Here is a 13,163-nt window from a genome sequence, read left to right on the forward strand (position 1 = left end):
TCTGGTGCGGGGTATGTGCCGATTGATCCGTCGTATCCGGTGGAGCGGGTGGGGTTCATGTTGGCTGATGCCGAACCCGCCGCGGTCATCACCGACACCGCCACGGCAGCGGAATTCGCTGTAGCCCAAGCTGATACGCCCGGCACGCGCGCCGCTGGATGGCTGAGCGTGGATGCGCCGGAGCTGGCGGCGCTGCCCGATGGTCCGGTGCATCGGACCGCACCACCGCGTGATTCGGACACCGCGTACGTGATCTACACGTCCGGCTCCACCGGTGTGCCCAAGGGCGTGGTGGTTTCGCACGGTGCCCTGTCGAATTTCCTGGCGCACATGCGTTCCACCTTGGAGCTCGGTGCGCGGGATGTGTGGTTCGCGGTCACCACGGTGTCATTCGATATCGCCGCCCTGGAACTGTTCCTGCCGCTGGTGTGTGGCGCCCGGGTGCAGATCGCCTCCGATGCGGCGGTACGTGACGCGGTCCTGCTGGCGGGCGAATTGCGCACCGCCGGAGCGACTGTCATGCAGGCGACGCCATCGCTGTGGGGTTCGCTGGAAGTGGTCGATCCCGCGGTGGTCGCCGGACTGCGGGTGCTGGTGGGCGGCGAGGCGCTACCGGTTGGGCTGGGGAACTGGCTGGCGGAGCAGGCCGGTTCGGTACTGAATCTGTATGGGCCGACCGAGGTGACGGTGTGGTGCACGCAGTCCCCGGTGGCGGTGGATCGCTCCGGTCCCGTGCCGATCGGGCGGCCGTTCTTCAACTCGCGGGCCTATGTGCTGGACGCGGATCTGGGATTGACGCCCCCCGGTGTCGTGGGCGAATTGTATATGGGCGGTGCGCAATTGGCGCGTGGGTACCTCCGCCGGGCCGCGCTGACCGCGTCCCGGTTCGTGGCGAATCCGTTCGGTACCGGCGATCGTCTCTATCGCACCGGTGATCTGGTGCGGTGGAACGCATCCGGCGAGCTCGAGTACGTGGGCCGCGGCGATGATCAGGTGAAGCTTCGCGGTTTCCGCATCGAACTCGGCGAGGTCGAGACCGCGCTGAACGGTCTGCCGGGGGTCGCACAGGCGGCGGCGGTGGTGCGGTCGGAACCCGGCGGCGCCCGCCATCTGGTGGGTTACGTTGTCGCACAACCGGATACGTCGATGGACGGCGCGGTGCTGCGCTCCTTGCTCGGTGCGGGACTACCCGGCCATCTGGTGCCCGCCGTGGTGGTCCTGCTGGAGCGATTCCCCCTGACCCCGAACGGTAAGGTCGATCGCCGTGCGCTGCCCGCGCCGGACTTCGCGGCGCTGGTGTCCGCGCGCGCTCCCCGCACGCCGCGTGAGGAACTGCTGTGCGAGCTGTTCGCCGAGGTGCTCGGCCTCGAGCAGGTCGGCGCCGACGATTCCTTCTTCACGCTGGGTGGCGACAGCATCATCTCGATCCAGCTGGTGGCGCGGGCTCGGACGCGCGGGCTCGCGCTCACCGCGCGGCAGGTTTTCGAGCAGCAGACCGTGGCCGGTCTGGCGGCGGTCGCCACGACGGTGACCGGCGATGGTGCGCTCCTCGCATCGGACGCCGAGTTGGTGCGCCCGGATCCTGCCGATCTGGCGGTGTGGCGGCAGCGCTATCCGGACCTGGCCGATCTGTGGACCCTGTCGCCACTGCAGGCCGGATTCCTGTTCCACACCGAGCTTTCCGGATCGACGCTGGACGCGTATCACATGCAGTTCGTGCTGTCGCTGCGCGGAACGCTCGATGCGAACCGTTTGCGCGGTGCGGCAGCGACATTGCTGCGCCGGTATCCGAATCTGCGCGCGGCGTTCACCACCGATGCGGCCGGTGCGCCCGTGCAGATCATCGTTCGGGACGTACCGCTGGAATGGTCCGAACACACTGCGGCCGAGGCCGATTCGGTGCCGGGACTACTGGCCGCCGACTTCGCTCGTCCCTTCGATCCGGCCACTCCGCCGTTGATCCGGTTTGCTCTGATCGATACCGGCGCCGATGAGTGGAAGTTCGCCGTCACCTACCACCATGTCCTGCTGGACGGCTGGTCGATGCCGGTGCTGCTGTCCGAACTGCTCGAGCTGTATCGAACCGAGGGCGATCCCACCGGTCTCGCGCCGATCCGTTCCTATCGGGAATTCTTGCTGTGGCTGGCGGATCGGGACGATTCGGTCGCGGCGGCGGCCTGGGCCCGGGCGCTGGAGGACTGCGCCGAGCCGACGTTGCTGGCGGGTCCGCGCGGTGCGCGAGCGAGCGATACGGCCATGGCGGAGCATTGGCACGAATTCGATGAGCAGGCCACCCGGGCGCTGAGCCGCGCGGCCGCCACGGCCGGCGTCACCGTCAACACGGTCCTGCAGGCGGCGTGGGCGGTCGTGTTGTCCGGACTGACCGGTCGCACCGATGTGGTGTTCGGCGCGACGGTTTCGGGCCGCCCGCCGCAATTGCCGGGCGTCGAGGCCATGGTCGGGCTGTTCATCAATACCGTGCCGGTTCGGGTCCGGCTCCGCGCTTCGGACACCTTCACCGATCTGGCGCGGCGCCTGCAACAGGAGCAGGCCGTCCTGCTGGAGCACCATCAGCATGGTCTCGCCGATATCCAGGCGGCGGCGGGACTCGGCGATCTGTTCGACACGCTGCTGGTGTACGAGTCCTTCCCGGTGGTCAGCGCGGATCTGGACGCGGTCAGCGGTGCGGGGCTCGCGGTCACCGATATCGCCGCCACCGACAGCGCCCACTATCCGTTCGGCATTCTCGCGATTCCGGGTGACCGGCTGCGGTTGCGATTCGGTTATCTCACCACGATGTTCGATGCCGAACAGGCGGAGGGGATCGCCTCGCGCATGCTGCGCACCTTGGCCGCCGTGGGTGCCGACACCGGTATTCGACTACCCGAGATCGGCCTGCTCGACGATGCCGAGCGCATCGCGTCCGCCGGTGTGGCCGATTCCGTTCCGGTGCCCGTGCGCACGCTCGCGCAACTGCTCGACGCCGCGGTGGCGGCGAACCCGTACGGTACAGCGCTGCGTTTCGAGAACCGGAGCGTGTCGTACACCGAGCTGGACCGGCGCGCGAATCACATTGCGCGCGAGCTCATCAGACACGGGGTTGGTCCGGAAGACCTGGTGGCGGTCGCCATCGAACGTTCGGTCGAATCGGTGACCGCGGTATGGGCGGTGGCCCGCACGGGTGCCGCTTTCGTCCCGGTCGATCCGCGCTATCCGGCGGATCGCGTCGCGTACATGATCGAGGATTCCGGGGTGGCGGTCGGCCTGACGATGTCGGCCGTGCGGTCCGGTCTCCCCGGTACCGTGCGCTGGCTGGCGCTGGACGAGCTGGCGGAGGTGCGGACCGAGGACGGGCCGATCACCGACGCGGATCGGATACGGCCGCTGCTGCCGGCGCATCCGGCGTACATGATCTACACCTCCGGTTCGACGGGGCGGCCCAAGGGCGTATTGGTGACGCATGCCGGGCTGGCGAACTTCAGTGCCGCACAGCTGGAACGCTATGCCCCCGAACGTGATTCGCGGGTGCTGCATGCGTCCTCGCCGAGCTTCGACGCCGCGGTCTCCGAGCTGCTACTAGCCGTCGGTTCCGCCGCGACCTTCGTGATCGCGTCCCGGAACAGTTACGGCGGAGCCGAATTGGCGCAGTTGCTGGCGGCGGAGCGAGTCACCCATATCGTGCTGACGCCGCAGGTGCTGGCTTCGTTCGAACCTACCGGCCTGGACAGCCTGCGCGTCGTGGTCAGCGTCGGCGAGAACTGCCCGCCCGAACTGGTCGCGATATGGGCGGGCACCGATACGGCGGGCGCGCGCGAATTCTTCAACGACTACGGCCCGACCGAGTCGACCATCTGGGCCACCGGCGCGGGTCCGCTGACCGCCGCGGCGGGACCGGTGTCGATCGGCACGCCGATCCCGGGTGTTCGCTGCCTGGTGCTCGATGCCTGGTTGCGCCCGGTACTGCCCGGTGTCGTCGGTGAGTTGTACCTCGGCGGTTCGCAATTGGCGCGCGGATATCACGGGCAGGCGGCCCTGACCGCCGCCCGGTTCGTCGCGGATCCGTTCGGCGGGACCGGGCAGCGGCTGTATCGCACCGGAGATCTGGTGCGCCGCTGTGTGAACGGCGAGCTGGAGTTCGCGGGCCGCGTCGATGACCAGGTGAAGATTCGTGGCTTCCGGATCGAGCTCGGTGAGGTCGAAACGGCACTCGCCGGTGGCGCGGATGTGGCGCAGGCGGTTGTCGCGGTGCGTGAAGACAGCGGCGGCGCAATGCAATTGGTGGGATACGTGGTGCCCGCCGTCGGCGCGGTGCTGGATCCGGCGGTGTTGCGCGCCGAGGTCGGGGCCGCGCTGCCCGAGCACATGGTGCCGCTGGTGGTGGTGCTCGAACGCCTACCGCTTACCCCGAACGGAAAGCTGGACCGGGCCGCGCTGCCCGCCCCGGAGCTATCGGCGCCGGCCTCGTTCCGGGGTCCGCGCGATGCTCGGGAGGAGGTGCTCTGCGGACTGTTCGCCGAGGTCCTGGGCGTGGATCAGGTGGGCATCGACGACTCCTTCTTCGATCTGGGTGGCCACTCCCTCCTGGGCGCGCGATTGCTCACCCGGGTGCGATCGGTACTGGGGGTGGCGCTGACGGTCCGCGATCTTTTCGACGCGCCCACCGTCGCGCTGCTGATCGAGCGGGTGAATACCGCGGCGACCGTGGAACGACCGGCACTGAAGCGAATGCGATGAGTGAGATGGACAAGAAGACGTATCCGCTGTCCTTCGGGCAGCGACGGTTGTGGTTCCTGAACCGGTTCGACGGCGCCTCGGCGACGTACAACCTGCCGGTGGTGCTGCGTTTGCGCGGTGCGCTCGATCCGGTGGTGCTTGAGCGGGCGCTGCTGGACGTGGTTGCCCGGCATGAGTCGCTACGCACCGTGTTCCCGGAAATCGACGGCGTACCAAGGCAACTCGTGCTGGGTATGGACGAGCTGGGTGGCCGCTGGGAGTTCACCTCGGTGGCGATCACGGCGGCGGAGCTGCCGGCCGCAGTGGCGGCGATGACCGAACGTGGATTCGATGTGTCACGCGAATTGCCTTTGCGTGCGGCGATTTTCGAACTCGAGGCGGCCGTCGGCGCCGAGCGGGAATACGTGCTGGTGGCCGCCATGCACCATATCGCGTCCGACGGCTGGTCCATGGCCCCGTTCGCGCGGGATGTGGCACTCGCACTGTCCGCCCGCACCCACGGCGACGCGCCGGACTGGGCCGAATTGCCCGTGCAGTACATCGATTACACGCTGTGGCAGCGGGAGGTACTCGGCTCCGAGGACGATCCGGCCAGCGAACTGTCCCGCCAGCTCGAGCACTGGAAGCACGTGCTGTCGGGCGCGCCCGCGGAGTCCGCGCTGCCGGTCGACCGCGTCCGGTCCATGACACCGACCCATCGCGGCGCGGCCGTCGAGATCGAGATACCCGCTCACCTGCACAGCGCGCTACTGGACAGCGCGCGGACCCGGGGCGCGAGCCTGTTCATGGTGCTGCACGCCGCGGTCGCGGCACTGCTGTCCAAGGCCGGTGCCGGTGCCGACATCGTGGTGGGCACCCCGATCGCGGGCCGCAATGACGAGGCTCTCTACGACCTCGTCGGATTCTTCCTCAATACGCTGGTGCTGCGGATGGACGTCTCGGGTGATCCCGGCTTCGGGGAACTCGTCGACCGCGCCCGGGCGACGGATCTGGCCGCGTTCGAACGGCAGGAGGTGCCGTTCGAGCTGTTGGTGGAGGCGCTCAATCCCGATCGCGCGCTCAATCGGCATCCGCTGTTCCAGGTGATGCTGGTGCTCCAGAACAATCTCCCGCCACACCTGTCGCTGCCGGGGGTGGAGGTCGAACTGGAGCCGATCGCGTTGGCGACCACCAAATTCGATCTGGAATTCAGCTTCGCCGAGCGGTACGACGCCGATCGAAATGCCCAGGGCATCACCGGAACGCTGCAGTACGCGGTGGATCTGTTCGATCCGGACACTGCGGCGCGGCTGGCGCGCTGGTTCGTCCGGATCTTGGAATTCGGTATCGCGGGCGGTGACGATCGGCTCTCGAGATTGTCCCTGCTATCCGAATCCGAACGACTGCGCACCGTGACCCGATGGAGCGGCGTGGTCGCTCCGGTCGAGCGGGTCACGGTGCCCGAATTGTTCGGCGCCCAGGTGCTTCGCGATCCGGACGCGGTCGCGGTACTCCGCGGTGACGCCCTGCTGACCTATGGCGAGTTGGCCGCGGCCTCGAATCGACTGGCGCGGAGCCTGATCGCGCGCGGTGTCGGACCGGAGTCGTTCGTGGCGCTGGTGCTGCCGCGTTCGGAGCAACTCGTGGTGGCCATGTTGGCGGTACTCGCCACCGGCGCCGCCTACGTGCCGGTGGATCCCGAATATCCGGTCGAGCGCATCGGATTCGTCCTCGCCGACGCCGCGCCGCCGGTGGTGCTCACCGATACCCGCACTCGTTCCATACTCGGCGCGACGGCCGGGATCGGTGCGGGCCAGTGGGTGGTGCTGGACGATCCGGCGGTGATCGTCGAGATCGCCGGGCGCGATGTCGCACCGATCCTCGATGCCGAGCGGATCACCGGACTGCGGCACGCGCATCCGGCGTACATGATCTACACCTCCGGATCGACAGGTGTGCCCAAGGGCGTGGTGGTCACCCATGAGAATGCGTCCACCCTGCTGCAGGGCGCACTGCGCGATGCCGGTTTGGGGGCGACCGAGACCTGGATGAATCTGCATTCCATGTCCTTCGACTTCTCGGTCTGGGAGATCTTCGGTGCCCTGTGCTCCGGCGCCCGAGTTGTCGTGGTGGACAGCCAGGTCCCCAAATCCATGAACGAGCTCGCGGCCGAGGTGGATCGGCACGGTGTCAGCGTGCTGAACATGACCCCGTCGGCCTTCCAGGCATTGCACGGCTGGTGCCGTGACGGGCTGCCCGCGAGTGTTCGAACGGTCATTTTCGGTGGTGAGAGTCTCGCCGTCGAAGCTCTGAACGAATTGCTGTCCGATCCGGACGGCCCGGAATTCGTGAATATGTACGGCATTACCGAGACCACGGTGCATGTCACGTACAAATCCCTGAACGCTTCGCCAGGACACCGATCCGGCGCGAGCCCGATCGGCGCCGGGCTGTCCACGACCAGGGTGTACGTACTGGACGCGGGATTGCAGCCGACGCCCCCGGGTGTGGTGGGTGAGCTGTACGTCGGGGGCGCGCAACTGGCCCGCGGCTATCACGGGCGGGCCGCGCTGACCGCGGTGCGCTTCGTGGCGGATCCCTTCGGCGGCCGGGGCCGGCGCCTGTATCGCACCGGAGATCTGGTGCGCTGGACCGCCATCGGTGAACTGGAGTATGTGGGCCGCGCCGACGATCAGGTGAAGATTCGCGGGTTCCGTATCGAATTGGGCGAAGTGGAATCGGCGTTGGCCGGATGCGCGGCGGTGGCGCAGGCGGCCGTGGTCGTGCGCGTCGACGGGTCCGGAGCCCAACAGCTGGTGGGTTATGCGGCCGCGCGGGCCGGCTCGCAGCTCGACGGTGCGGCGGTGCGCGCCGAACTGGGCGCCGTACTGCCGGCGCATATGGTGCCCGCCGCGGTGGTCGTCCTCGATCGCATACCGCTGACGTCGAACGGCAAGGTCGATCGGCGGGCGCTGCCCGAGCCGGACTTCGCGGCGCTGGTCTCCCAGCGGGGTCCACGGGACGCCCGCGAGGAGACGCTGTGCGGACTGTTCGCCGAGGTCCTGGGGCTGGAGCGGGTGGGAATCGACGATTCCTTCTTCGATCTGGGTGGGCATTCGCTGCTGGGCACCCGGCTGCTGAGCCGTATTCAGGCCGCTCTCGGGATCGAACTGACCATTCGCGATCTGTTCGAAGCGCCGACCGTGGCCGCATTGCTCGAACGCGGCGGCACCGCGGTCATCCCCGCGCGGCTCGCGCTGACGGCGGTGCCGCGGCCCGAGTCGCTGCCACTGTCCTTCGGGCAGCAGCGACTGTGGTTCCTGAACCGGCTCGAGGGTGAATCCGCCAACTACAACCTGCCGATCGTGCTGCGGATGCGCGGCGATCTCCGGCCCGCCGATCTTGAGCACGCCCTGCTGGATGTGGTCACCCGGCACGAAGCATTGCGTACCGTCTTCCCGGAAATCCATGGCGTGCCCGAGCAATTGGTGATCGCGCCATCGGAACTCGGCTCGCGGTGGGAGTTTGGCTCCGCCGTGTCCACCCGCGCCGAGGTGCGCTCGGACGTGGCGGCCGTGGTGCGCCGCGGATTCGATGTGCGCCACGAATTGCCTTTGCGCGCATGGGTGTTCGAGTTGGCGCCGACCGTATCCGAGTCGGAGCCCGAGCTGGTGCTGGCGGTGGTTCTGCACCATATCGCCGCCGACGGCTGGTCCATGGCCCCGCTCGCGCGCGATATCGCGAGTGCCCTCTCCGCTCGGCTGTCCGGCGGTGCGCCGGTCTGGCCCGAATTGCCGGTGCAGTACGCGGATTTCGCGCTCTGGCAGCAGCGGGCACTGGGTTCCGCGGCGGACCCCGGCAGTGATCTGTCCCGGCAGCTCGGGTACTGGCGCGAGGCGCTCACCGGTGCGCCGCCGGAGTTGGTGTTGCCGGTGGATCGGGTGCGTCCGCAGGTTCCGAGTTATCGCGGTGGCACGGTGCCGATCGAGTTGTCGGCGCGGGTGCATCGGGATGTGTTGGAGTTGGCGCGTTCTCGTGGTGTGTCGGTGTTCATGGTGTTGCATGCGGCGTTGTCGGTGTTGTTGTCGAAGGTGGGTGCTGGTTCGGATGTGGTGATCGGTACGCCGGTCGCGGGTCGTGGTGATGCGGCGTTGGATGATCTGGTCGGGTTCTTCTTGAACACGTTGGTGCTGCGTACCGATTTGTCGGGTGATCCATCGTTCGGCGAGATCGTGGATCGGGTGCGAGCCACCGATCTGAGCGCCTTCGAACATCAGCAGGTGCCGTTCGAATCGCTGGTGGCGGAACTGGATCCGGAGCGGGCGCCGCATCGGCATCCGCTGTTTCAGGTGCTGATCGCCCTGCAGAACACGGCCGAACCGGAACTATCGCTGCCGGGGGTGGAGATCACCGCCGAAGCGGCCGAGACCGCCGCCACCAAGTTCGATCTGGAGTTCGGGTTCGCCGAACGGTACGACGACCGCCGCGCCGCCTGCGGCATTGCCGGAACTCTCCGCTACGCGACGGACCTGTTCGACCGGAGCACCGCCGAACTGGCGGTGGAGCGACTGGGCCGTGTCCTGGAAACGCTGCTCGCCGAACCGAATCGGCGTCTGTCGCAGCTGTCCTTACTGTCCGATGCCGAGCGGGTCCGGGTGCTCGGCGAGTGGAACGCCACCGAATACGCGGTGGCGGCGTCGCCGCTTCCGGATTACTTCGCCGCGCGAGCCGCGGCCACACCGGATGCGGTGGCCGTTGTGCACGGTGACCGCACCCTGACCTACGGCGAGCTGTCCGCGGCGTCGAATCGCCTCGCGCGGCAGCTGACGGCGCGCGCCTGTGGTCCGGAAACCTTTGTCGCGGTCCTGCTCCCGCGTTCGGAGCAGTTGGTGGTCGCGCTGTTGGCGGTGCTCGCCGCCGGTGCGGCGTATGTGCCGATCGATCCGGGTTATCCGGCCGAGCGCATCGCGTTCATGCTGGGCGATGCCGCGCCCGGGCTGGTGCTCACCGATGCCGCCACCGCGCGAATGCAGGGTGCCGCGGGTGTCCCGAGCGCCGGTGGTGCGGACTGGATGCTGTTGGATGCGCCCGAGGTGGTGTCGGAGGTGTCGGGTCGTAGTGGCGAGCCGGTTTCTGATGTGGATCGTGTTGTGCCGTTGTCGGTGTCGAATGCGGCGTACATGATTTATACGTCGGGTTCGACGGGTGTGCCCAAGGGTGTGGTGACCGGGCATGAGTCTTTGGTGGCGCATCTCGAGTGGATGCGTTCGGAGTATGCGGTTTCGGCCAGCGATCGGATCTTGCAGAAGACGCCGGTGAGTTTTGATGTGTCGGTGTGGGAGTTGTTCCTGCCGTTGGTGTCTGGTGCGGTGGTTGTTGTTGCCGAACCTGAGGGGCACCGGGATCCGGTGTATTTGGCGGAGGTGATTCGGGGGCAGGGTGTGACGATGGCGCATTTCGTGCCGTCGATGCTGGATCAGTTCTTGGCGACCGTGCCCGAGGGGTTGCGGGATACCGCGCTCAGTCGGGTGCTGTGCAGCGGCGAGGCACTACCGGCCTCGGTGGTGTCCAGATTCGCCGCTGCCGCCCCGAATATATTGCTGCACAACCTGTATGGCCCGACGGAAGCCGCGATCGATGTGACCAGCGCCGAGGTTCGGGCGGATAGCCCCGTACTGATCGGTGCGCCGGTGTGGAATACCCGTACCTATGTGCTCGATGCGGGGTTGCAGCCGGTGTCGCCGGGTGTGGTGGGTGAGCTCTATCTCGGTGGTGTGCAGTTGGCGCGCGGCTATCACGGTCGTGTGGCGTTGACCGCGTCGCGTTTTGTGGCTGATCCGTTCGGTTCGGGTGGCCGGTTGTATCGGACGGGTGATCTGGTGCGCTGGAATGCTTCCGGTGCGCTCGAGTATCTGGGTCGTGGTGATGATCAGGTGAAGATTCGTGGGTTCCGGATCGAACTCGGCGAAATCGAAGCCGCGCTGACACAGTGCGCGGAGGTCGCGCGGGCGGTGGTGATCGCGCGCGTCACCGGCGACGGCGCACCGCAGCTGGTGGGTTATGTCGTCGCCGAAACGGCCGCGCACATCGACACCGTGCGGGTGCGGGCCGAACTCACGACCATGCTGCCTAACCATATGATCCCCGCGACGATCGTGGTGCTGGATCGAATTCCGTTGACCCACAATGGAAAGGTCGATCGGCGGGCGTTGCCCGCACCGGATTTCGGGGCGCTCACCTCCGCGCGGGCGCCGCGCGATGCCCAGGAAGAACTGCTCTGCGCCCTGTTCGCCGAGGTGCTGGGGGTGGAACGGGTCGGGATCGACGATTCCTTCTTCGATCTCGGCGGGCATTCGCTCCTGGGTACCCGGGTGCTGAGCCGAGTGCGTGCGATCCTCGAGGTCGAACTGACCGTGCGCGATCTCTTCGACGCGCCGACCGTCGCGCTGCTGGCGGCCCGGATCGCCGACAGCCTGCGCACACCCCGTCCCGCTCTGACGGTCGGACCGCGACCGGGCGTGGTTCCGCTCTCCTACGGGCAGAAACGCCTGTGGTTCCTCAACCGCTTCCAGGGCGAATCGGCGGCCTACAACATGCCGTTCGTACTGCGATTGCGCGGTGCGATCAACGCGATCGTGCTGGAGCAGGCGCTGTGGGATGTGGTGGCCAGGCATGAGGCCTTGCGCACCGTTTTCCCCGAAATCGACGGCGCACCCCGGCAACAGGTCGTTCCGCTGCCCGAGCTGGCGGGGTGGTGGGAGTTCACCTCCCGGGTCAGCGGCGCCGCCCGGGTAGCGGCCGAGGTGACGGAATTCGCCGGCCAGGGCTTCGATCTGACCCGTGAATTACCCATTCGCGCGGCGGTTTTCGAATTGCCCTTCACGGGTGCGGGCGCACCCGAGATCCGCGAGTACGTGCTGGTGGCGGTGCTGCATCACATTGCCGCCGACGGCTGGTCGATGGGTCCGTTCGCGCGGGACATCACCGCCGCCGTCGGGGCGCGGGCGGCGGGTACGGCCCCGGCGTGGCGCGAATTGCCGGTGCAGTACGCGGATTTTACGCTCTGGCAGCGGGAGATACTCGGCGCCGCTGAGGATTCCGGCAGCCGGCTGTCCGAGCAGCTGAACTATTGGACGGGCAATCTGGCGGGTGCGCCGCCGGAGTTGGTGTTGCCGGTGGATCGGGTGCGTCCGCAGGTTCCGAGTTATCGCGGTGGCACGGTGCCGATCGAGTTGTCGGCGCGGGTGCATCGGGATGTGTTGGAGTTGGCGCGTTCTCGTGGTGTGTCGGTGTTCATGGTGTTGCATGCGGCGTTGTCGGTGTTGTTGTCGAAGGTGGGTGCTGGTTCGGATGTGGTGATCGGTACGCCGGTCGCGGGTCGTGGTGATGCGGCGTTGGATGATCTGGTCGGGTTCTTCTTGAACACGTTGGTGCTGCGTACCGATTTGTCGGGTGATCCATCGTTCGGCGAGATCGTGGATCGGGCTCGCGCGGTGGATCTGGCCGCCTACGAGCATCAGGACGTGCCTTTCGACGTGGTGGTCGACGCCCTGAACCCCGAGCGCGCGCTCAGCAGGCATCCGCTCTTCCAGGTCATGCTGGTGCTGCAGAACAATGCCCGCCCCGAACTCACCCTGCCCGGGATGGCTGCCACGGTGTCCGAAGCCGATACCGCCACCACGAAATTCGATCTGGAATTCGGTTTCACCGAGCAGTACGGCGACGACCGCACCGCGCGGGGACTGGCCGGATCACTGCGCTATGCGATGGACCTGTTCGACGCCGACACCGCCGCCCTGATGGTGACCCGGCTGGTGCGACTGGTGGAAACCCTGGTGGCCGAACCGGATCGGCCGCTTTCGAGATTGTCGCTGCTGTCCGAGGTGGAATTGCGGCAGGTGCTGGGGACCTGGAACGATACCGTGCGGCCGGTGCCCGTGGTGCCGGTGCCGGAACTGTTCGCCGCCCGGGTGGCGGCGACGCCGGAGGCGGTCGCGGTGGTCTTCGGCGACCGGGAACTGACCTACAGCGATCTGGACGAGGCGTCGAATCGATTGGCGCGCTCGCTGATCGCGCGGCAGGTCGGCCCGGAATCGTTCGTTGCGGTGCTGCTACCGCGTTCGGAGCGGCTCATCGTCGCGCTGCTGGCGGTGCTCAAGGCGGGTGCGGCGTATGTGCCGGTCGATCCGGGATATCCGGCCGAACGCATCGCGTTCATGCTGGATGATGCCGCGCCGTTGGTGACGCTCACCGATACCGCGACCGCTGCGGCCGCGGGGTTCGAGCACGGGTCCGCGCGGATGCTGTTGGATGCGCCCGAGGTGGTATTCGAGGTTTCGGGTCGCAGTGGTGGTGCGGTTTCTGATGTGGATCGTGTTGTGCCGTTGTCGGTGTCGAATGCGGCGTACATGATTTATACGTCGGGTTCGACGGGTGTGCCCAAGGGTGTG

General features: G+C 67.5%; 2 protein-coding genes. Both read left to right on the forward strand.

Annotation, left to right across the window (positions count from 1 at the left end; genetic code table 11):
• Positions 1-4,734 (forward strand): amino acid adenylation domain-containing protein (locus tag ACFC4D_RS46335; RefSeq protein WP_376073300.1); only part of this gene is annotated, 4,734 nt, incomplete at its 5' end.
• On the forward strand, positions 4,731-13,163 hold an 8,433-nt coding region (locus ACFC4D_RS46340; RefSeq protein ID WP_376073303.1), incomplete at its 3' end, for an amino acid adenylation domain-containing protein. The genes ACFC4D_RS46335 and ACFC4D_RS46340, both read left to right, overlap by 4 nt.

Origin of the sequence: Nocardia sp. NPDC056000 (genome assembly GCF_042269265.1) — a bacterium.
GTDB lineage: Bacteria > Actinomycetota > Actinomycetes > Mycobacteriales > Mycobacteriaceae > Nocardia.